20 protein-coding genes and 1 pseudogene are annotated in these 21,592 nt (G+C 69.6%); 9 read left to right on the top strand and 12 right to left on the bottom strand.

Annotated features, from left to right (window positions below):
- Positions 1–28 precede the first annotated feature (28 nt).
- Positions 29–826 (top strand): HAD family acid phosphatase, encoded by a 798-nt coding sequence (locus tag OG841_RS35705; RefSeq protein ID WP_328637607.1) that lies wholly within the window; start codon positions 29–31, stop codon positions 824–826.
- Here OG841_RS35705 and OG841_RS35710 read toward each other — a convergent pair.
- Positions 823–3,021, bottom strand: coding sequence for a family 43 glycosylhydrolase (locus tag OG841_RS35710; protein ID WP_371568302.1), 2,199 nt, complete (start codon positions 3,019–3,021; stop codon positions 823–825). The two genes, OG841_RS35705 and OG841_RS35710, sit on opposite strands and share 4 nt — an antisense overlap.
- 208 nt (positions 3,022–3,229) lie before the next feature.
- Between OG841_RS35710 and OG841_RS35715 the strand changes: the two genes are divergently transcribed.
- Positions 3,230–4,384 carry a right-handed parallel beta-helix repeat-containing protein gene (locus OG841_RS35715; protein WP_328637605.1) on the top strand — a complete coding sequence of 385 codons (1,155 nt, stop codon included), beginning with the start codon at positions 3,230–3,232 and terminating at the stop codon, positions 4,382–4,384.
- A gap of 123 nt (positions 4,385–4,507) precedes the next feature.
- Here the strand turns inward: OG841_RS35715 and OG841_RS35720 are convergent.
- From OG841_RS35720 to OG841_RS35730, 3 genes and pseudogenes are all read right to left on the bottom strand, one after another.
- Positions 4,508–4,642 (bottom strand): annotated as a pseudogene (locus OG841_RS35720) (polysaccharide lyase family protein); the annotation flags it as partial.
- 81 nt (positions 4,643–4,723) lie between these two features.
- Positions 4,724–5,575 (bottom strand): hypothetical protein, encoded by an 852-nt coding sequence (locus OG841_RS35725; RefSeq protein ID WP_371568306.1) that lies wholly within the window; start codon positions 5,573–5,575, stop codon positions 4,724–4,726.
- A complete protein-coding gene (locus OG841_RS35730) occupies positions 5,572–6,138 on the bottom strand; it encodes a SigE family RNA polymerase sigma factor (protein ID WP_328637603.1) in 567 nt (188 codons plus the stop codon). Before OG841_RS35730 ends, OG841_RS35725 begins: the two co-directional genes overlap by 4 nt.
- 236 nt (positions 6,139–6,374) lie before the next feature.
- Here OG841_RS35730 and OG841_RS35735 point away from each other — a divergent pair, with 236 nt between their 5' ends.
- Positions 6,375–7,778, top strand: coding sequence for an NCS2 family permease (locus OG841_RS35735; protein WP_371568310.1), 1,404 nt, complete (start codon positions 6,375–6,377; stop codon positions 7,776–7,778).
- A 13-nt stretch (positions 7,779–7,791) separates the two neighbouring features.
- Here OG841_RS35735 and OG841_RS35740 read toward each other — a convergent pair whose 3' ends face one another.
- The 3 genes from OG841_RS35740 to OG841_RS35750 form a co-directional block, all read right to left on the bottom strand.
- A complete protein-coding gene (locus OG841_RS35740) occupies positions 7,792–9,243 on the bottom strand; it encodes a peptidoglycan D,D-transpeptidase FtsI family protein (RefSeq protein ID WP_371568313.1) in 1,452 nt (483 codons plus the stop codon).
- 103 nt (positions 9,244–9,346) lie between these two features.
- On the bottom strand, positions 9,347–9,817 hold the full coding sequence (locus OG841_RS35745; protein ID WP_057618262.1) for a GNAT family N-acetyltransferase: 471 nt from the start codon (positions 9,815–9,817) through the stop codon (positions 9,347–9,349).
- A gap of 3 nt (positions 9,818–9,820) precedes the next feature.
- The gene (locus tag OG841_RS35750; protein WP_007381154.1) at positions 9,821–10,594 is read right to left on the bottom strand and encodes an IclR family transcriptional regulator; all 774 of its coding nucleotides are present in this window, start codon (positions 10,592–10,594) and stop codon (positions 9,821–9,823) included.
- A 121-nt stretch (positions 10,595–10,715) separates the two neighbouring features.
- Between OG841_RS35750 and OG841_RS35755 the strand changes: the two genes are divergently transcribed.
- From OG841_RS35755 to OG841_RS35780, 6 genes are all read left to right on the top strand, one after another.
- Positions 10,716–12,245 carry an aldehyde dehydrogenase (NADP(+)) gene (locus OG841_RS35755; RefSeq protein ID WP_328637600.1) on the top strand — a complete coding sequence of 510 codons (1,530 nt, stop codon included), beginning with the start codon at positions 10,716–10,718 and terminating at the stop codon, positions 12,243–12,245.
- 225 nt (positions 12,246–12,470) lie between these two features.
- A complete protein-coding gene (locus OG841_RS35760; protein WP_328975713.1) occupies positions 12,471–13,079 on the top strand; it encodes a DUF1349 domain-containing protein in 609 nt (202 codons plus the stop codon).
- A gap of 226 nt (positions 13,080–13,305) precedes the next feature.
- Positions 13,306–14,031, top strand: a complete 726-nt coding sequence (locus tag OG841_RS35765; protein WP_371568320.1) for a DsbA family oxidoreductase — start codon at positions 13,306–13,308, stop codon at positions 14,029–14,031.
- A gap of 99 nt (positions 14,032–14,130) precedes the next feature.
- The gene (locus OG841_RS35770; RefSeq protein WP_371568323.1) at positions 14,131–15,183 is read left to right on the top strand and encodes an aminotransferase class V-fold PLP-dependent enzyme; all 1,053 of its coding nucleotides are present in this window, start codon (positions 14,131–14,133) and stop codon (positions 15,181–15,183) included.
- Positions 15,184–15,241: 58 nt separating this feature from the next.
- Positions 15,242–15,850, top strand: coding sequence for an RNA polymerase sigma factor (locus OG841_RS35775; protein ID WP_371568326.1), 609 nt, complete (start codon positions 15,242–15,244; stop codon positions 15,848–15,850).
- Positions 15,851–15,884: 34 nt separating this feature from the next.
- The gene (locus tag OG841_RS35780) at positions 15,885–16,883 is read left to right on the top strand and encodes a maleylpyruvate isomerase family mycothiol-dependent enzyme (protein WP_371568329.1); all 999 of its coding nucleotides are present in this window, start codon (positions 15,885–15,887) and stop codon (positions 16,881–16,883) included.
- A 37-nt stretch (positions 16,884–16,920) separates the two neighbouring features.
- Here OG841_RS35780 and thpD read toward each other — a convergent pair whose 3' ends face one another.
- From thpD to OG841_RS35805, 5 genes are all read right to left on the bottom strand, one after another.
- On the bottom strand, positions 16,921–17,814 hold the full coding sequence (thpD, locus tag OG841_RS35785; protein WP_328637594.1) for an ectoine hydroxylase: 894 nt from the start codon (positions 17,812–17,814) through the stop codon (positions 16,921–16,923).
- Between the two features lie 8 nt (positions 17,815–17,822).
- On the bottom strand, positions 17,823–18,233 hold the full coding sequence (locus OG841_RS35790) for an ectoine synthase (protein WP_266379969.1): 411 nt from the start codon (positions 18,231–18,233) through the stop codon (positions 17,823–17,825).
- Positions 18,234–18,265: 32 nt separating this feature from the next.
- Positions 18,266–19,537: a diaminobutyrate--2-oxoglutarate transaminase gene (ectB, locus tag OG841_RS35795; protein WP_328637593.1), complete on the bottom strand. Its 1,272-nt coding sequence runs from the start codon at positions 19,535–19,537 to the stop codon at positions 18,266–18,268.
- Between the two features lie 29 nt (positions 19,538–19,566).
- Entirely contained in the window at positions 19,567–20,091 is a 525-nt protein-coding gene (ectA, locus tag OG841_RS35800; protein ID WP_328637592.1) for a diaminobutyrate acetyltransferase, read from the bottom strand.
- Positions 20,092–20,431: 340 nt separating this feature from the next.
- Positions 20,432–21,532 (bottom strand): pyridoxal-phosphate-dependent aminotransferase family protein, encoded by a 1,101-nt coding sequence (locus OG841_RS35805; protein WP_328643499.1) that lies wholly within the window; start codon positions 21,530–21,532, stop codon positions 20,432–20,434.
- Between the last annotated feature and the right edge of the window lie 60 nt (positions 21,533–21,592).

The following is a 21,592-nucleotide window of genomic DNA, read 5'->3' on the forward strand; positions in this document are numbered from 1 at the left end:
CCAGGGTGACGCGCGTAGAACCTCTGTCATGCATAAGTCACTGCGTATCGCAGCCGTCGCCACCGCCTGTGCGGTCGCCGGCGGCGCCCTGTACGGCGCCGGCGCGGCCACCGCCGGTCAGTCCACGGCGAACTCCACGCACGAGCCCTACAACATCGGGCTCCTGGTCAAGGACATCGACACCTACTACGGCACCGCGGCCGACGCGAACGGTGTCTACCAGGCGTCCCCCACCAGCCCGTACGCCAAGGACCTCGCGTCCCTCGACAAGGCGGCCCGGAAGTACATCGACCAGGCCACCCGCAAGGCGCACCACAAGGGCGAGAAGCCCGCCGTCGTCTTCGACATCGACGACACGCTGCTGCTCAGCCTCGACTACGAGAAGCGCTACAACTACACGTACAACGCGACCACATGGGCCGACTACGTGAACCGGGCCGACCGCCCGGCCGTCTTCGGCAGCCCCGAGCTCGTGCAGTACGCCGAGAAGAAGGGCGTCGAGGTCTTCTACAACTCGGGTCTCAGCGAGGCGCAGCGCTCGGCGGCGGTCGAGAACCTGAAGAAGATCGGTGCCGACGTGAACCTCGACACCGACCACGTGTTCCTCAAGGACAAGGCGAACCCGCCGTCCTACCTGAGCGCCTGCGCCACGCCGGGCACCTGGACCTGCACCACCGTGCAGTACAAGTCCGGCACCCGCGCGCACATCGAGAAGGACCTCGGGTACGAGATCATCGCCAACTTCGGCGACCAGTACTCCGACCTCGACGGCGGTTACGCCGACCGGACGTACAAGCTCCCGAACCCGACGTACTTCGTGAGCTAGTTCTTCACCGGCCGGATCCCCTCGAGGGTCGGTACCACGGGCTTGATCGTGCCGTCCGCCGCGAACTCCATCCGGTCGATGGTGGTTTCGCGGTGCATTCCGTCGCCGCCGGGCTTCCCCGGCCCGTTCAGGGCGAACCGGTGATAGACGATGTACCAGTCGTCGGTGCCGGGGACGTTCACCACGGAGTGGTGGCCGGTGGCGAGGATGCCGTACTCGGGACGCTTGGACAGGATCGTCCCCTTCTTGGTCCACGGGCCGAGCGGGGACGGTCCCGTCGCATAGGCGACGTGGTAGTTCTCGCTGCGGGTGTCGTCCTCGGACCACATGAAGTAGTACGTGCCGTGCCGCTTGATCACGAAGGATCCCTCGCGGAAGTTGTCCGGGGTGATGTCCTTCACCGCGGCGGCGTCGTAGGACGTCATGTCGTCGTTCAGCGGGACGACATAGCCGTGCCCGTTGCCCCAGTAGAGGTACGACGTCCCGTCGTCGTCCGTGAAGACGGCCGGGTCGATCATCTGGCCCTGGAGCGAACCGCCCTTCGCCACCAGGGGTTTGCCCAGCGCGTCCTTGAAGGGACCGGCGGGGGAGTCCGCCACCGCCACGCCGATCTGCTGCTCGGCACAGAAGTAGAAGTAGTACTTCCCGTTCTTCTCCGCGATCGCCGGCGCCCACGCGTACTTGTCGGCCCACGACACGTCCGCGCCGAGGTCGAGGACGACCCCGTGGTCCTTCCAGTGGACCAGGTCCTTCGACGAGTACGCCTTGAACCGCGTCCCGCTCCAGCCGTTGAAGCCGTCGGTGGTCGGGTAGATCCAGTACTCGCCGTTCAGATAGTGCACGTCCGGGTCGGCGTTGAGGCCGGGGAGGACGGGGCTTCCGGTCCGCACCGCCTCGACCGTCCAGCTGCGGCTGGTGCCGTTGGCGGCTGTCACGGTGTACGACTGCGGCCTGCGGAAATCGCGCCGGGTACCGGACCTGGGGGCGATGCTCGCGCCCTCACCCACGGCGATCTTCGGAGCGAGGTGCGTGAGGTCGGTGTCGGTCTGCACCGGGAGCACGACCTTCGACGCGGCCTCGGTGACGATCGCGTACCCCTTCTGACCCGCGGCCGTCGCGTCCACGACCGAGGCGGGCGTCGACGGATACGCGGCCAGCAGCCGGTCGTACTCCTTCTGCGTCACCGGAAGCACCGTGCCGTGCCGGGGATTCGCGGGCAGCTGGTAGTTCGTGGACGGGGTCCACCTGCCCGAGTCGAGGTCGGTGGTCTCGAAGGGGACGTATCCGCGACCGCCGTACTCGTCGATGAACAGGTACCACTTCTTCTCCGTGTTCGACTTGAACACCGTCGGACCCTCACCGCGGTCCATCGCCCCGCTGCCGATGCAGTCCGCGACCAGGTCGTACTTGGTCGCGGTCAGACTCGTCGACTTCTCGCCGGTGATGAACTTGGCGCAGGGCGAGCTGGAGGTGGGGTCCCGCTCGTCCTTGGTGTAGCGGTAGTAGGTGTCCTTGTACTTCACGACCGTCGAGTCGATGACCGAGTAGCCGGGGTCGTCCCAGACCTTGGGCGCGCTGAAGGTGCGGAAGTCCTTCGTGGTCGCGTACAGCATCTTGTTGTACGTCGATCCGGTGTGCCCGGGGTCGTCGTCGGCGTACAGCTTCGACGCCCAGAAGACGACGTACTCACCGAGGCTGTCGTCCCAATAGGCCTCCGGCGCCCAGGTGTTGCCCGCGTTGTCCGGGGCGACCTTCACCAGGCGCTGGTCGGTCCAGTGGACCAGGTCGGTGGACTCCCAGATCATGATCGACTTGCTGCCGTGCCGCTGGACGTCGTCCCAACTGCCGCTGCTGTTCTTGTACATGCGCAGGTCGGTGGCGATCAGATAGAACTTGTCGCCCTTCGGGGAGCGGATCACGAAGGGGTCGCGCAGGCCCTTCTCGCCGATCGTCGACGTCAGGACCGGCTTGCCCTGGTTCAGCTCGCGCCAGTGCAGGGGGTCGTTGCCGCGGCTGAGGGCGTAGCGGATCTGCTCGCCGTCGGCGGTGCCCTCGCCGGTGAAGTAGGCGAAGAGGTAGCCGGCGTACTTGGGGTGACTCACGGGTGGTGCTCCTGAGTGGGCGGAACCGGCCGGTGCGGTGAGAAGGGCCAGCAGTAGCGAGAGACAGGCGACGAGGAGGATACGAGGGCGCATGTCGCTCCTGTGAGTGTGGGGGTGTGGGGGTTTCTGTTGGGGGCTGTGCGCGCCTTCGGAGTGTTACGAGCGGGAAACAGCACGTCAATCGATGAGCGCGCGAGGAGGAGCAGCGAAAGTTTCGATTGTTTTCGTTGGGGCCCGGCAACCTCGCCGGTCACGGCGGCGACTTCAGGGCGTCCCCATCCCCGAGGAAAGGAACGCCCCCGTGCGTCACAGCACCGGACGCCACCGCCGGACCCGCACGCTCTCCATCGGCGCGGCGGTCGCCGTCGCCGCGTGCGCGGGCGGCGTACATCTCGGTCTGTCGGGCGGCGGGGCCGAGGCCGCGTCGACGACGGTCACCGTGTCCGGCACGGCTCAGCTGGAAGCGGCCGTGAAGAACGCCACCGCGGGTACGGTCATTGAGGTCCGCGCCGGTACGTACACCCCGTCGGCCACCCTCAAGTCCACGGCTGACGGCACGAGTTCGGCGCGGATCACCTTGCGGGCGCACGGCAGCGAGAAGGTGAGGATCGACGGGTCCAGGCTGCCCGCAGGGTCCTGGCTCGCCGGGATCTACGGCGACTACTGGACCGTCCAGAACCTCACCTTCCAGAACTCCCCGGCCCAGGGCTTCGTCGTCACCTCCTCCGTGGGCGGCGTCTTCAAGAACCTCGTCACCGCGCACAACGGGGACTCCGGGTTCACGCTGCGCGGCGACGGCACCAGCGACAACCTCGTGCAGAACCTGGACAGTCACGGCAACTACGACCCCGCCGGGCACGGACAGAACGCCGACGGGATCGCGGTGAAGTTCGGGTCCGGCACCGGCAACCGGATCACGGGGGCCCGCCTCTACAACAACTCCGACGACGGGCTCGACCTGTGGCAGTTCTCCTCGCCGGTCACCATCGAGCACAGCTGGGCCTTCGGGAACGGCGAAAACCGGTGGGCGGACGGCGCCTTCGAGGGCAACGGCAACGGGTTCAAGCTGGGCGGCGGGGGCGTCACGGTGGCGCACCTCGTCAACAACAACGCGGCCTGGGACAACACGCTGAACGGGTTCACCGAGAACTCCAACACCGGGGCGATCGTGCTGAACCGCAACACGGCGTACTCCAATGCCGAGGCCGGCTTCTACTTCGCCACGGGCAAGGCCCGGTTGGCGCGGAATCTGGCGGTGAGCAACAAGGGCGGGCTGTCCGAGCGGGGTTCGTCCACGGTGTCCGCGGCGAACAACTGGGACAGCGGGGTGCCGACGCCGGCATTCAGGTCGACGGACGCCACCACGGCGTATGGCGCCCGCGAGCCGGGCGGTTCGCTGCCCTCGACGGCCTTCCTGACCACCGGCTCCACCACCATCGGCACCACGATGAACTGAGCGGGGAACGACGAAACGCCCCGCCTGTCGTCACAGGCGGGGCGTTCCTCGTGCCGGCCCGAGGGGGGCTCCAGCCGGCAGCTGCCGGCCGAGGGGGGCTCAGGCCGGCAGGTCCATGTACGTCCACGCACTACTAGGGACGTTGAAGAGGAACGAATGGTTGTTCCCCCGGTACGAACCCGTGGTGAAGGAGCGCGTGCCGGGCTGCGTGGGGGCCGTGGGGATGGCCGAAACCCAGCCGTTCACCGTCATCAGGGGACCGTGCACCCATTAAGTGGCCGCTGAGGACGAAAGGGTTGCCGCGCCGCCGGAGATTTTTTCAAGGCTCCGGCGACGGACCTAGGAGTCCCCTTCGTCCGCGCCGTCGGCCTGGGCCGCGAAGCCGCCCTTCACGGCGAGGTCCCCGGACTTCGCGGTCGCCGTCGCCGTGTAGCCGTCGCCCTTCGCGTCCCGGCCGCCGCGCGCGTGGTTGTACTGCCCGGCGAACACCCACTCGCCATTGGGGACCGTACGGCCGTCCTTGAGCACCCAGGTGTAGACGAGGAAGCCGTCCTTCTCGGCGACCGTCAGCGTGAAGTCGTCCTCGGGCAGTGAGCGCCAGGCGCCGGTGGTGGTGACACCGCCGGTCTGTTCGATCCTCAACTCGACCGTGAGCGCGGTCAGCTGCTCGGAGGTCCTGACGGTCACATCGCTCTGCGCCCAGAACTCGTTGCTGTGCGGGTCCATCGCACCGTCCGACCACAGCGGGCCGTCCTCGGCGCCGGACGCCTGCACCTCGGTGGAGGCGCTGGGCGTGCCCGAGGGCGGACCGCTCGGCTTCTCGGCCTCCCGCGTGGGGGTGGTCCTCGGCGTCGGATCCGCCGGCGGGGCGGGCGGCCGGCTGGTCGCGTCGGGCGACGGAGTGGGCGTGCCCGTGGCCGCGACCGACGTCTGCGCGGGTGTCTTGTCCCTGACCGCGGACGCCACCGCGTAACCGCCGAGGCCCAGCACACAGGCGACCGCGGCCGTGGCGCTCACCACCCGCACCCAGCCGTAGACCGGTGGCCGGGTCGCCCGGTGGTCGGGGCGGGTCTGCTCCGACATGCCGCGCTCGATCCGGGCGAGGATCTGCTCGCGGTTCGGCTCGTGCGCCTCGGCCGCGTCCCGCAGCCGGGCGCGCAGTGCGCCGTGCACGTCCCGCTGCATGGTCATCGGTCCCTTCCTCCGGCGTCACCGGTGCGCGCCATCGCGGCGTGCACCTTCAGCGGAGCGTTCTGAGGGCCGAGCAGCCGCTGCAACTCGGCCATCCCCTTCGAGGTCTGGCTCTTAACCGTACCGACCGACACACCGAGGGCCAGCGCGGTGTCCTTCTCCGAGAGATCGAACGCGTGCCGCAGCACGACACACGCCCGCTTGCGGAACGGCAGCCTGCGCAACGCCTCCTGGACGTCGACCACGCCCGCCACGTCGGGGTCCTCGACCTTCTCCTCGCGCTGGGACCAGAACAGGGCGATGCGCCGGCGCTCGCGGACGGCGCTGCGGATGCGGGTGCGAGCCAGATTGGCGACCACTCCGCGCGCGTACGCAGCCGGGTGGTCGGCCGCGCGCACCCGGTCCCAGCGGTGCCACAGCGCCAGCAGGGCGTCCGCCGCCAGATCGTCGGCGGCGTCCGGCTCGCCGGTCAACAGATGGGCGAGGCGCGACAGTTCGGCATAGTGGCGTTCGAAGAAGGCGTGGAACTCCACGGAGGCGGCGTCGTCGGCGACTGTGCCCACGGGCTCCCTCTCCTTTGCGTGTCATGTGAATGACATGTGGTCGTCCGGGGGTGGCCGGGCGGAGATGCGGAAGCGTAGCAGTGATCGAGTACGTGGTTTCGTACGGTCCTTCGAACGATGGATGACGGGGCGACCCCCGAATCCGTAACACGGGGAAAACCTGAAGCGCGTTCAACGCAGGAACAATCCAGCCAGCATCCGCACATCGATCATTCAGGCACCAAGGAGCATCGACCATGTCCGTCGACCGGTACTTCAGGATCTCCGAGAGGGGATCCACCTTCGCCCGTGAGATACGCGGCGGCTTCGCCACGTTCTTCACGATGGCCTACATCCTTGTCCTGAATCCCATCATTCTCGGCAGCGCGAAGGACAAGTTCGGCCACCAGCTGGATGCGGTGCAGTTGACCACCGCGACGGCTCTGGTGGCCGCGGTGATGACGATCATCATGGGCGTGGGCGGCAACCTGCCGCTCGCGCTCGCCGCCGGGCTCGGGCTGAACGCGGTCGTCGCCTTCCAGATCGCCCCGCTGATGAGCTGGGACGACGCGATGGGCCTGGTCGTCCTGGAAGGTCTGCTCATCTGTGTGCTGGTGGTCACCGGACTGCGGGAGGCCGTCATGCACGCCATTCCGCAACCGCTCAAGCAGGCGATCAGTGTCGGGATCGGGCTGTTCATCGCGTTCATCGGCTTCGTGGACGCCGGGTTCGTGAGCCGTATCCCCGACGCCGCGAACACCACCGTGCCGGTTCAGCTCGGGGGCACCGGCGCCCTCACCGGGTGGCCCATTCTCGTCTTCTGTCTCGGAGTGCTGCTGACGATCGGGCTGCTCGCGCGCAAGGTCAAGGGCGCGATCCTGATCAGCATCGTGACCATGACGGTCCTCGCGATGGTCATCAACTCCATCGCCGACATCAAGGCCTGGGGGCTGACGACACCGGCGTGGCCCGACAAGGTCGTCGACACCCCCGACTTCGGGCTGATCGGTCACTTCAGCCTGTTCGGTTCCTTCAGCGCGCCCGGCGTGGGGATCGTCACGGTCGTCCTGCTGATCTTCACGCTGATCCTGTCCGACTTCTTCGACACGATGGGAACGGTCGTCGGGATCACCGCCGAGGCGGGGCTGCTGGACGAGGAGGGCAAGGTGCCCAACCTCGGCCGGGTGCTGCTGATCGACGGGGCGGCGGCGGTGGCCGGTGGTGCGGCGTCCGCGTCCTCCGCCACGTCGTACATCGAGTCGGCGGCGGGCGTCGGTGAGGGCTCGCGCACCGGGTTCTCGAACCTCATCACCGGTGGGCTGTTCGGCCTGGCGCTGTTCCTGACCCCGCTGCTGACCATCGTCCCGCTCCAGGCCGCCGCTCCCGCCCTCGTCGCCGTGGGCTTCCTGATGATGACGCAGGTCAAGCACATCGACTGGGACAAGTACGACATCGCGATCCCGGCGTTCCTGACCATCGCCGTGATGCCCTTCACCTACTCGATCACGAACGGCATCGGGGCCGGCTTCCTGGCGTACGTCGTGATCAAGGTGGTGCTGGGGAAGGCCAAGGAGATCCACTGGCTGTTGTGGGCGGCCTCGGCGCTGTTCCTCGTGTACTTCGCGATCGACCCGATCGAGCAGATCCTCGGCGCCAAGTAGCCACCGGGACGCCTCAGTTCTTGAGGGCCGCCTCCATCACGGCCTTGGCCACGGGGGCGGCCAGCCCGTTGCCGCTCACCTCCGAGCGGGCCGCGTTCGACTGCTCCACGACCACCGCCACGGCGACTTCCTTCCCGTCGGCCTTCCCGTAGGACGTGAACCAGGCGTACGGCGTCTGGCTGTTGTTCTCGCCGTGCTGGGCCGTGCCGGTCTTGCCGCCCACCGTGACGCCGTCGATCAGGGCGTTCGTGCCCGTGCCCTTCTCCACCACCGTCTGCATCGCCGACTGGAGTTGTTCCGCCGTGTCGGAGCTGACGATCCGCTCGGTGCCCGCCTCGTCGTCGTAGTTCTTCAGGACGTCACCGCCGTGGTCGGTGATCGTCGACACCATGTGGGGCGTCACCAGCTTGCCGCCGTTGGCTATGGCCGCGGAGACCATGGCCATCTGGAGCGGGGTGGCCGTGACGTCGTACTGGCCGATACCGGTCAGGGCCGTCGAGGACTTGTCCATGCCGGACGGATAGACGCTCTCGTAGGCCCGCACCGGGACGTCCTGCGTGGCGTCGTTGAAGCCGAACTTCTCGGCCATCTCCTTCACCTTGTCCTGGCCGAGGTCGACGGCCATCTTCGCGAAGACGTTGTTGCACGAGTACTGCAGCGCGGTGCGGATCGTGGCGTTCTCGCAGGGCGCGGAGGTGTTCTCGTTCGCGAGTTCCCTGGTCGTCCCCGGCAGGGTGTACGGGTCCGGGCTCTCGGTCTTCTCGTCCACCGAGGAGTAGAGGCCGTCCTCCAGCGCGGCCGAGGCCACGACCAGCTTGAACGTCGAGCCGGGCGGCAGCGGCTGGCGCAGCGCGCGGTTGGTCAGCGGCTTGTCGGAGTCCCCGTTGAGCTGCTTCCAGGCACTGCCCGCGGTGTTGGCGTCCGTCAGCGAGGACGGGTCGTACGACGGTGTCGACACGACCGCCAGGATCTTGCCGGTCGTCGGGTCGATCGCGACGGCCGCGCCCTTCTTGTCGCCGAGCGCGTCGTACGCCGCCTTCTGCACGGCGGGGTCGATCGTCGTGATCACATCACCGGGCTCGGCCCGCTGATTGGTGATCGTGTCCATGACGGTCTTCAGCCGGCTGTCGGTGCCTTTGAGGAGGTCGGCGTAGATGCCCTCCAGCTGGGTCGGGGCGTAGGCCTGCGAGGCGTAGCCCGTCACCGCCGCGTACAGCTTGCCGTTCGTGTACGTCCGCTTGTACGCGAGGTCGCTGTCCGTCACCCTCTCGGAACCCGTGACCGCTCTTCCGGCCACGATGATGTTCCCGAGCGGCGAGGAGTACGTCTCGATCGCGTTCCGCCGGTTGTCGTTGTCGTCCGCGAGTGCCTGGCCGTCGTAGAACTGCACCCAGGTCGCTCGGATCAGCAGAGCGAACACCAGGAGCAGCGCGAAGACCGATGCGCGCCTGATCGTCTTGTTCATCCCACCGAGAAGACGATCAGGCGGAAGCGGATCGTTCCCATGCGTCCGCTTTTCTCATCGGACGTTCATCTGAGGCTTCTTGCGCGGCTTTTCTACGGCGGTCTCACGCGTCCAGCATGAGCACGGTCTCGTCGATCTCCGCCCCGCGCGCGTGGGCGTACCCCGACGCCTGTGCGGTCACCCGGAATCCGCACTTCTCCAGGACGCGCAGGGAGCCCGTGTTGTCGGCGGCCGCGCGGGCGTACAGGGGGCGCTCGGGCACCTGCCGGACCAGTTCCCGCAGCGCCTCCGTGGCGATGCCGCGCCCCCAGTAGGCCCGGTCGACCCAGTAGGTCACCTCGCGCTCGCCCGGCTCGCCGTACACCGACGCGCTGCCCACCACGTCACCGTCCACCAGGATCGTGCGGTGCACGGCGTCCGAGGCCCGGATGCGTTTCCAATGGGCGTCGAACGCGTCCCGGTCGGCCGGGTCCTTCGGGGTGAACGCGGCCATGCGCAGGGACTCGGGATCGTTCATCTGCCGGAAGAAGACCGGCAGATCGCTGTCATGAACCTCTCGAAGCGCGATCTGCATGCCTCAGAGCCTACGGGTGGCCAGTGTCAGCCGGTCCCGCGCGTCGAACAGCGCGTCCTTCACCATCTGCTCGTGGGCCGGGGTCAGTCGCGCCACCGGCACCGAGCAGCTGATCGCGTCACGCGCGGGCGTGCGGTACGGGATCGCGACGCCGAAGCAGCGCAGCCCCAGCGTGTTCTCCTCGCGGTCCACGGAGAAGCCCTGCTCCCGGATCTGGTGCAGCTCCTCGATGAGCTTCTCGCGGTCGGTGATCGTGTGCTCGGTGAGCGCGGGCAGGGTCTCCGGCAGCATCTTGCGGACCTGCTCGTCGGAGTACGTGCTGAGCAGCGCCTTGCCGAGGGAGGTGGAGTGCGCCGGGAGCCGGCGGCCCACTCTCGTGAAGGGCCGCAGGTAGTGCTGCGACTGTCGGGTGGCGAGGTAGACGACGTTCGTGCCGTCCAGTCGCGCGAGGTGGATGGTCTCGGTGGTGTCGTCGGAGAGCCGGTCCAGCGTCGGCCGGGCCGCCGCGACCACCTCGTCGCCGTCGATGTAGGAGGTGCCGACGAGCAGCGCCCGCACGCCGATGCCGTACCGCGTGCCCGTCGCGTCGGTCTCCACCCAGCCCAGCTCGACAAGCGTGCGCAGCAACATGTAGAGACTGGACTTGGGGTACCCGACGGCCTCCTGGACCGCCGCGAGGGAGTGCATGCCGGGACGTCCGGCGAAGTATTCGAGCAGTTCAACCGTCCGTACCGCGGACTTGACCTGTGACCCGCCGCCCGTCTCGCCAGCCGACATCGCCCTTGACCCCTTCGTTCGACGGGAAATAGTCTCCAACAGCATATTCACCATCAGGGACAGCGTTCAGCATATCGAACGGTCCTGGTGGCTGACCCAGATACACGTGGAGGGACCCGCGGTGGCAGCAGCACCAGTCTGGAGTGTCGACCCCCGAACCGGGAAGCAGCGCGAGCAGGTTGCGGTGGAGGCCACAGCCCAGGAGGTGGACGCCGCCGTCCGCGCCGCGCACGACGCGCGCGCGTCCCTCGCCGACCGCACCGTCCGCGCGGCCTTCCTGCGCACCGCCGCCGACCGGCTCCAGGACTCCAAGGATCACCTCGTCGAAGCCGCCGACGCCGAGACCGCGCTCGGTCCGGTCCGGCTGACCGGCGAGCTCGCCCGCACCAGCTACCAGCTGCGGGCCTTCGCCGACATCGTCGACGAGGGCGAGTTCCTCGGCGTGGTGATCAACCACCCCGACGACACCGCGACCCCGCCGATCCCGGACCTGCGCCGCTACAAGGTCCCCCTGGGCGTCGTCGCCGTCTACTCGGCCTCCAACTTCCCCTTCGCCTTCTCGGTCGCCGGCGGCGACACCGCGAGCGCGCTCGCGGCCGGCAACCCCGTGGTCGTCAAGGCCCACCCCGACCACCCGGCCCTGTCCGAGCTGGTCGCGTCCGTGCTGCGCCGGGCCGCCGCCGAGCACGGCATCCCCGCGGGCGTGGTCGGTCTCGTCCACGGCTTCGAGGCCGGCCTCGAGCTGATCAAGCATCCGCTGGTCGCGGCCGCGGGCTTCACCGGTTCCGTGAAGGGCGGCCGTGCCCTGTTCGACGCGGCGGCCGCGCGTCCGGTGCCGATCCCGTTCCACGGCGAGCTGGGCTCCCTGAACCCCGTCGTGATCACCGAGGAGGCGGCCGCCGAGCGCGCGGAGGCCATCGGCGCCGGGCTCGCGGGCTCCATGACCCTCGGCGTCGGCCAGTTCTGCGTGAAGCCGGGCCTGGTCCTCGTGCCGTCCGGCGCGGCGGGCGACGGCCTGCTGAAGTCCCTGACCGACGCCGTCAGCGACACCGAGGCGGGTGTCCTTCTCGACCACCGCATGCGGGACAACTTCGTCGCCGGGGTCGCCGAGCGCGTCGAGCTTCCCGAGGTCGAGTCGCCGGTGACGCCCGGAGCGGGCGGCGAGCACACGGTGAGCGCGGGCTTCCTCACGGTGGCGGCGGACAAGCTGACCACCGAGGGGGCGTACGACCTGCTCCTGGAGGAGTGCTTCGGTCCGGTCACCGTGGTGGCCCGCTACGAGGACGACGACGAGGCGCGGGCCGTGCTGTCCCGGCTCCCGGGCAACCTCACCGCGACGGTGCACCTGTCGGCGCAGGAGGCCGCGGGCGAGGGGCGTGGCGCCGAGATCCTCGCGGAGCTGACGCCGCTGGCCGGCCGGGTCCTGGTGAACGGCTGGCCGACGGGCGTGGCCGTGGCCCCGGCCCAGCAGCACGGCGGCCCGTACCCGGCGACGACGTCCACGTCGACGTCGGTGGGCGGTACGGCGATCGAGCGCTGGCTGCGACCGGTGGCGTACCAGAACGCGCCGGAGGCCCTGCTCCCGCCGGAACTGAGGGACGACAACCCACTGGGCCTGCCCCGCCGTTTCAACAACCAGCTGGAGCGCTAGGGCCTGCCGGCGGATCAGGCCGACCGCACGCAACGGTGCCTGATCAGCGCCGGTGAGCGGGGGGCTGGTGCGGGCAGCTGCACGGCGGGGGAGAGCGACGACAACGTCGCTGGGGGCGCCCCCTCCGGCAGGAATGTGCCAGGGCCCGCGACGTCGGCATGATGTGCCGACCGGGCCCTGGCACCCGGGAGTCGCGGGCGGAGAGGGAGCTGGAAAACTCTGAGGATGGACGTCGAACTTCCCGAACTCCCTTTCCCTCTCCGCACCTATGGCCCCGACGGGCACTGGGCCCACGAGGACGGCATCCTCTCCGGGTGGGCCGGCCCCCGGCAGGACCGGTTCGTGCCGCCCACCGGGGAGTCCCTGGACCCCGCCGCCGACGCGCCGCGGCTGCTCGGTGCCCCCGAGGGGGACTTCCAGCTGATAGCCCGGGTCACCGTGGGCTTCAACAAGTCGTTCGACGCGGGCGTGCTCTACGTCCATGTCGGCGAGCGGGCCTGGGCCAAACTCTGCCTGGAGAACTCCCCGGACGTGCCCACCGTTTGCACGGTCGTCACCCGGGGACACTCCGACGACTGCAACTCCTTCACCGTGGACGGCAGTTCGGTGTGGCTGCGGGTCAGCCGCACCGGCCGCGCCTTCGCCTTCCACGCCTCCCGCGACGGCAAGCGCTGGACCTTCGTCCGCCTCTTCACCCTGGGCGACGAGAAGGAGACCGGCGCGGCCCTGATCGGCTTCATGGCGCAGTCGCCGATGGGGGAGGGGTGTGTGGTGACGTACGACCACATCGAGTACCGGCCCGAGTGGCCGGCCGACCTGCGCGACGGAACCTGAGCGCTGCGCTGGGCCTGAGCCGGGCGCCATCCGGGGTGCCGGGTTCGGTCGTCGGGCGGCTGCGGGTGGGAGGGGGCTGGGCGCGCCCACGCGGCGGAGCCGCACATCGATACGGCCCCGCGCCCCTGAGCAGGTGCAGGCACCCGGGGAATGAGACCCGCTGCTTGAATGTTCACCCACTGAGCGGAGGGAGTCTCCGTACGTCCGACCTGGAGAGAGCCGAACCATGCGCGTCGAGATCTGGAGCGACATCGCCTGCCCCTGGTGCTACGTGGGCAAGGCCCGCTTCGAGAAGGCGCTGGAGGCCTTCCCGCACCGTGACGGGGTCGAGGTCGTCCACCGGTCGTTCGAGCTGGATCCCGGGCGGGACAAGGGCGACGTGCAGCCCGTCCTCGCCATGCTCGGCAAGAAGTACGGCATGAGCGAGGCCCAGGCCCAGGCCGGCGAGGAGAACCTCGGCGCCCAGGCCGCCGCCGAAGGGCTCGCCTACCGGACCCGGGACCGCGACCACGGCAACACCTTCGACCTGCACCGGCTCCTCCACCTCGCCAAGGAACAGGGCAGGCAGGACGAGCTCGTCCAGATCTTCTACCGGGCCAACTTCGCCGAGGAGAGGTCCTTGTTCACCGAGGGCGACGAGCGCCTCGTGGAGCTCGCCGTGGAGGCCGGCCTGGACGCCGACGAGGTCCGCAAGGTCCTCGCCGACCCCACCGCCTACGCCGACGACGTCCGCGCCGACGAGCGCGAGGCCGCCGAGCTCGGTGCCAACGGCGTCCCCTTCTTCGTCCTGGACCGCACGTACGGCGTCTCCGGAGCCCAGCCCGCCGAGGTCTTCACCCAGGCCCTCACCCAGGCCTGGGGCAACCGCTCCCCGCTGAAGCTGATCGACCAGGGCGACACCTCCGCCGAGGCCTGCGGTCCCGACGGGTGCGCCGTACCCCAGCAGGGCTGACAAAACACGCAGGTCGGCGCGGACGTATAAGCGTTCCTTGGCGAAACCGCGTAGAAATTCGCAATGGACCGAGAGGTCTTCCGGCCCCACAGTGGAGCCATGGAGACGTTCGAGAGCCTCGTCCGCGCCGAGTTCGCCCCGAAGAACACCTTCCTCAACACCGCGAGCAGCGGCCTGCTCCCCGCACGCACCGTGACCGCCCTCCAGGAGGTCGCGCTGATCCGCGCCGAGGGCAGGCCGCTGGACCCGCTGTTCCAGGACGTGGAGATGTCCCGCGCCGCGTTCGCCAGGCTCGCCGGCGTCCCGGTCACCCGGGTCGCGGCGGGAGCGTCCGTGTCCAGCCACTCGGGCCTGGTCGCCGCCTCGCTGCCGCCGGGCGCCGAAGTCCTCACCGCCGAGGACGACTTCACCTCCGTCGTGAACCCCTTCCACACCCGCGGCGACCTTAAGGTCCGCATCGTGCCGCTGGAACGGCTCGCCGACTCCGTCCGCCCCGGCACCGCCCTCGTCGCGGTCAGCGCCGCCCAGTCCGCCGACGGCCGGATCGCCGACCTGCCCGCCCTGCGGGACGCGGCCAGGGACCACGGAGCCCGCACCTACGTCGACTTCTCGCAGGCCGCGGGCTGGCTCCCGGTGGACGCGCGGTCGTACGACTACACCGTCTCCACCACCTTCAAGTGGCTGCTCGGCCCGCACGGCGCGGCCTTCCTCGCCGTGCCGGAGGACTTCGGCGACCTGAAGCCGGTGCTGGCCGGCTGGGTCGCGGGGGAGATCCCGTGGGACAGTTGCTACGGCCCCGTCGCCGAACTGGCCCACTCCGCCCGGCGGTTCGACGTCAGCCCAGCCCTGTTCACCTACACGGGCACCCGCCGTTCCCTCGAACTCCTGGAGGAGCTCGGCGTGGACGCCGTGCGCGCCCACGACCTCGCCCTCGCGGACATCTTCCGTACCGGACTCGCCGCCCTCGGCCACGCACCGCTGCCGGCCCCCGGCTCGCCGATCGTGTCCGTGCCCGGACTCGGCCACCGGCAGCGCGAGTTGAGCGCCGCCGGCATCGAGGTCTCCGACCGCGCGGGCAACCTGCGCGCCTCCTTCCACCTCTACAACACCGCCGCCGATGTCGACCGGCTCCTGGACGCCCTGTCTGCCTGAACCGCTGGCGCCGCGCCGCCCGGGACGCTAGGAAGGGGCATCAAGGGGTGGTGGTGCCGTGGAGTCCACGGACGGGACGACGTCCGTACAGCAACCCGCAGACGCGGAGCTGCACCGGCGGCTGGTGTACGGCGACGAGTCCGCGCTGGCCGAGGCGTACGGGGCGTACGGCGGGCTGGTGCGGGCGGTCGCGGTGCGCGTGACCGGCAGCCGGGCCGCGGCCGAGGACGTGGCGCAGGAGGTCTTCGCGCAGCTGTGGAGCAGGCCGTACGCCTTCGACGCGCGCCGCGGCACCCTGCGCACCTGGCTGTCGGTGCTGGCCCACCGGCGGGCCGTGGACTGGGTGCGCAGGGAGGCCCGGCACCGCAAGGACGTCCGCGCCGACGACCTGGCCCTGCACGGCATCCCGGACGCCTCTCCCGGCCCCGCCGAGGCGGTCGTCGACCGGGAGCGGTCCCTCCTGCTGCACACCGCTCTCGCCGAACTCCCGCAGTCGCAAAGGGAGGTGGTGCACCTCGCCTACTTCGCGGGCCGCACCTACCGGCAGGCCGCCGTCGAGCTCGGCATCCCCGAGGGCACCGCGAAGACCCGGCTGCGCACCGCCCTGCGTGCCCTCGCGGAGACTTTGGCCGACCCACCCGACCCGGCGTGGGAAGAGGGCGCATGATGGCGACAGGGGAACACAGGGAAGGGGGCGAGCGGTGACCGATCACGACGACGTACGCGATCTGCTGGCCGCCTGGGCCTTCGGCGCCCTGGAACCGGCCGAGGAGCGGCTGGTCCCACCGCATCTGGCCGAGTGCGAGAGCTGCGCGGCGGAGGCGGAACGGCTGCGCGCGACCGTACGGCTGCTGGACGGCCCGCCGCTCGACGAGCCGCCGTCCCCCCTCGGCACCCTTCTCACCGGAGCCCTCCGCGCCCGCCCCGCGCCACCCCGCGTGGCCCGGCACGCCGCCCCCTACGCGGCCGCCGTCGCCGGGCTCGAGGCGCTGCTGCCCGAGCTCGCGGGGCGCTGGTCGACGCCGGTCGTGCACGACTGGGACGTGCACGCGACCATCGCCCATCTGCTGGCCGCCGACGAACATCTGGCCCTGCGGCTCGGGATCGACGCCCGGGTGCCGGGCGCGTGGATCGACGAGGACGCGGACTGGGCGGACGCCTGGGAGAGGCGTACCGCCGAGGTGATCGCCCATGAATACGGCCGTACGCCCGAACAGACCATCGCCGACTGGTCCGCGCAGGCGGCCGCGCTCCTCGGCACCCCGCATGCCCTCGATCCCGAACTCGCCGCAGGAACAACCCTGTTGATGGGCCTCAGGCTGCCCGTCACCGAGCACTTCCTGGCGCGGGCCTTCGAGGCGTGGATCCACACCGACGACATCGGCCGCGCCCTGGGCCTGGCCGTGCCGCCGCCGCCCGAGGAGCACCTGGGGCAGCTGGTCAGGCTGGCCGTCCGCGTTCTCGGCACCGTCCTCGGGGCCGAGGCCCCGCCGGTGCTGTTGGGGCTCAGGGGCGGCGAGGAGTGGGTCCTGGGTTCGCAGAGCGACCCCGTCGCCGCCGAACTCACCCTGGACGCCGTGGACTTCTGTCTGCTGGTCGGCGGGCGGCACGCGCCGGACACGGTTCCCCGGGACACCACGGGCGACGCGGCCGCCGTACGGAACGTACTGGAGCGGGCCGCGTCGCTGTCGTGGCTGTGAGGGCCACCCCCGGGGTCACTCAGGGGTCACCGTGGGGTCACTTCACCGGCGTGAAGTCCCTCGCGCCAATGAACTCCGGCCGCCGGATGGGCGCCGCGAACGGCTCCACGGCCTGGTTCTCCACGCTGTTGAACACGATGAACACGTTGCTGCGCGGGAACGGCGTGATGTTGTCGCCGGAGCCGTGCATGCAGTTGCAGTCGAACCAGGTCGCCGAACCGGCCTTGCCCGTGAACAGCTTGATGCCGTATTCCGAGGCCATCGCGGTGAGCGCCTCGTCCGACGGCGTGCCCGCGTCCTGCATCTGCAGCGACTGCTTGTAGTTGTCCTTCGGGGTGGCCCCCGCGCACCCGAGGAAGGTGCGGTGGGACCCCGGCATGATCATGAGGCCGCCGTTGGTGTCGTAGTTCTCGGTCAGCGCGATCGAGACGGACACCGTCCGCATGTTCGGCAGGCCGTCCTCGGCGTGCCAGGTCTCGAAGTCGGAGTGCCAGTAGAAGCCGCTGGCCCCGAAACCGGGCTTGACGTTGATCCGCGACTGGTGGACGTAGACGTCCGAGCCGAGGATCTGCCGGGCCCGGCCGACGACCCGCTCGTCGCGCACCAGACTCGCGAAGATCTCGCTGATCTTGTGCACCTCGAAGACCGAGCGGATCTCCTTGGACGTCGGCTCGATGATCGAGCGTTCGTCCGCGCGGATGTCCGGGTCGGTGACGAGCCGCTCCAACTCACGCTGGTAGACGGGGACCTCGTCGGGGCCGATGATCTGGTCGACGGCGAGGAAGCCGTCGCGCTCGAACGCCTCCAGCTCGCCCGTGGCGATCGGTCCCGGCGCGCCGGGGGCCGACCAGACCACCGGGTCCTTGCGGGGCGTCGACACCTCGGTGGCGCCGCGGCTGGGGTAGAGATCGGTGACGGTGGTGGTGGTCATGGGTGCGGTCACACCTCCTCGGATTCGGGTTCGGTGAGCAGCGGGTAGACGCCGTTCTCGTCGTGGTCCTCCCGGCCGGTCACGGGCGGGTTGAACACGCAGATGCAGCGGAAGTCCTCCTTGACCCGCAGCGTGTGCCGCTCGTGACCGTCCAGCAGGTACATGGTCCCGGGCGTGATCGAGTGCGTCTGCCCGCTCTCGTGGTCGGTCAGCTCGGCCTCGCCCTCGACGCAGACGACGGCCTCGATGTGGTTCGCGTACCACATCGACGTCTCCGTACCCGCGTACAGGATCGTCTCGTGCAGCGAGAAGCCGACCCGCTCCTTGGCGAGCACGATGCGTTTGCTCTCCCAGGTGCCGGACGCGGCCCTCACATGCCGGTCGGTGCCTTCGATGTCCTTGAAAGAACGGACGATCACGGTGCTGCGATGCCTCCTACGTAGACGGTGATTCAGACGGTTTCGCGTACGGAACGGGCGAGGATGCTGAGTCCCTCGTCCAGTTCCTCGGGGGTGATCGTGAGTGCCGGAAGCAGCTTCACGACCTCGCTCTCGGGGCCCGACGTCTCGATGAGCAGCCCGAGTTCGAAGGCGCGGTGCGCCACCTTGCCGGCGCGCTCCTTGTCGTGGAACTCCATGCCCCACACGAGCCCGCGCCCGCGGTACTCCTTCACGTCGGCCAGGTTCTCCTCGGTGATGGAGATGAGCCCCTGCTCGACCTGCTCGCCGCGCTTGCGGGTCTGCTTCTCCATCGCGGACCCGTCCGCCCAGTACTGCTCCAGGGTGGCGGTGGCCGTGACGAAGGCGGGGTTGTTGCCGCGGAAGGTGCCGTTGTGCTCGCCCGGCTCCCAGATGTCCAGCTCCGGCTTGAACAGGCAGAGCGACATCGGAAGGCCGTAGCCGCTGATGGACTTGGACACGGTGACGATGTCCGGCGTGATGCCCGCCTCCTCGAAGGAGAAGAAGGCACCGGTACGCCCGCAGCCCATCTGGATGTCGTCGACGATGAGCAGCATGTCCTGCCGCTCGCACAGCGCGGCGAGCGCCTGCAGCCACTCCCGCCGGGCGACGTTGATGCCGCCCTCGCCCTGCACGGTCTCGACGATCACGGCGGCCGGCTTGTTCAGGCCCGAGCCCTGGTCCTCCAGGAGCCGCTCGAACCACAGGAAGTCCTCGACGGTGCCGTCGAAGTAGTTGTCGAACGGCATCGGCGTGCCGTGCACCAGCGGGATACCGGCGCCCGCCCGCTTGAAGGCGTTGCCGGTGACGGCCAGGGAGCCCAGCGACATCCCGTGGAAGGCGTTGGTGAAGGACACGATGGCCTCGCGCCCCTTGACCTTCCGGGCGAGCTTGAGCGCCGACTCCACGGCGTTGGTGCCCGTCGGGCCCGGGAACATGACCTTGTACGGCAGGTCGCGCGGCCGCAGCACGAGGTCCTGGAAGGTCTGGAGGAAGGCGCGCTTGGCGGTGGTCGACATGTCGAGCCCGTGCGTGACGCCGTCGCGCTCCAGGTAGTCGATCAACGCCCGTTTCAGCACGGGGTTGTTGTGGCCGTAGTTCAGTGAACCGGCGCCGGCGAAGAAGTCCAGGTACGCGTGGCCGTCCTCGTCGTACATGCGGCTGCCCTGCGCGCGGTCGAAGATGGTGGGCCAGCCGCGGCAGTAGCTGCGCACCTCGGACTCGACGGTCTCGAAGACGCTGAGGTCGGGCTGGGTGATGGTCACGAAGAATCGCTCCTCGGGTGCGTGGGGGGTCAGGCGGAGGGAGTGGGGGTGGGGGAGAGGGGCCCGATGCGGTAGAGGACCTCGGGGTCGTGCGGCCCGTCGGGGAACAGGCTCGCGTCGAACAGCACCTCGCGCTCCAGGCCGGCGCCACGGCGTTCGGCGAACGCCGTGAACAGCCGCTCGGAGGCGGTGTTGCCCGGCGTGATGGTGGTCTCGACGGTGGTCAGCCCGCGCTCGGCGGCGAGCCGCGCGGTCAGTCCGTCGAGCAGGGCGGCGGCGAGTCCGCGGCCGCGGTACGCCGAGTCCACCGCCACCTGCCAGACGAGCAGGGTGCCGGGTCGGTCCGGGCGGACGTACCCGGTGACGAAACCGATCGGCTCCCCGCTGTCGTTCCGTGCGACGGCCGACGTGGCGGCGAAGTCGCGGCACCACAGCAGATAGCTGTACGACGAGTTCAGGTCGAGGACCTCGGAGTCACGGGCGATCCGCCACAGTGCGGCTCCGTCCGCGACCGTCGGCCGGTCGATTTGCAGGTCTGCTTGTGCGGCAGTCATGCGAATTGAATTTACCGAGGGAAATTCAAAATTGCATCGCCGGGTGGGGTTACATGCGGGCGTTCCATGTGTTATCACGCGGGCGCGCGCCGACGCGCAAGAAGTGACCGTTTTGCACGGTTATGCCCGGCAGATAAGGGGCAAATGGATCACGATGTGTAACGCGTCACAGGCATGTAACCACCACGAGATCTCCCCGAATTCAGCCGGTTCGCGTTCGCAGAATCTTTGCGTTTAGGTCCAGGGAAAGCGGGCAGAAGAATACGGGAAGCTATTCTCTGATAAGCCCCGGAATTACTCTGTCAATTATGCACCCGTTAATGAAAGGGTCGGCCGAGGGTTACCGCCACGCTTCCTCCGCGGCGCGCAGCGCGCCTTCCACGTCCACCGCGAGTCCCTTCTCCCGCAGTGCCGCGCCCAGTGCCGCCAGGCTCGCCCGCACGGCCCCCCGCGTCGCGTCCACCCCGTAGTGGTTGACCCGGATCATCTCCTTGGCCAGCGCGCCCCCGCCCGCGGCCAGCGGCAGCGCGGGGTCGGACGCCAGGGCGCGGGCGACGAGTTCCGATGCCACCAGGCCGGAGGGCGAGCGCAGCGTCGTGGCGACGGGTGCGGCCTCGCGGTCCTCGTACACATAGGGCTCCAGGCCCGCGCCCAGCACCCGCGCCCCCGCCCGGGTCGCCGCGGCGGCGGCCCGGTGTCGGCCCATCACCGCGTCCAGTCCGTCCGCCTCGATCCGCTCGACGCACGCCTCCAGCGCCAGCATCTCCAGCTGCGCCGGAGCGTGCAGCAGGGCCTTGCGGCCGCCGTCGATCCAGCGCTCCTTCCAGTCGAGGAGAGAGAGGTACGACCGGCGCGGGGCCCTCGGGTTCGCCGCCATCCGGGTCCACGCCCGCTCGCTCACCGACACCGCCGACACACCCGCAGGGCCGCCCATCGCCTTCTGCGCCCCGATCACGCACAGGTCCACACCCCACGCGTCCGGCAGAACCGGCTCGGCGCCGACGGAGGCGACCGCGTCGAGGTAGAAGAGGGCGCCCTGCCGCCGTACGACGTCCCCGATCTCTGCCACCGGATTGGTGTTGCCGGTCGCCGCCTCCGCGTGCACCAGCGACACGAAGCCGATCGACGGGTGCTCCTCGAACGCCGCGGAGATCTGCTCGGCCGTCACCGCCGTGTGGAACGGCACCGCGAGGTCGATCACCGTCGCACCGCAGTCCCGCAGCCAGTTGCCGAAGGTCTGCCCGTACGGACCGGTGATGACGTTCAGCGCGGTCGTACCCGGACCGGCAGCGGAGCGGATCGCTCCCTCCAGCGGCAGCAGCGCCTCGCCCTGCATGATCACGACGTCCTGCTCGGTGCGCAACAGCCGCGCCACGCGGTCCTCGATCGAGGCGAACTGTGCCGCGCCGAGCGGGGCCAGATCCAGGAAGGGGTGCGTCACGACGGTGCTCTCTTCGCTCACTGGGGTAGACGTGACGAGCGTAACCGTTCCCCCTCCACC

The organism is Streptomyces canus, from assembly GCF_041435015.1.
GTDB lineage: Bacteria > Actinomycetota > Actinomycetes > Streptomycetales > Streptomycetaceae > Streptomyces > Streptomyces canus_G.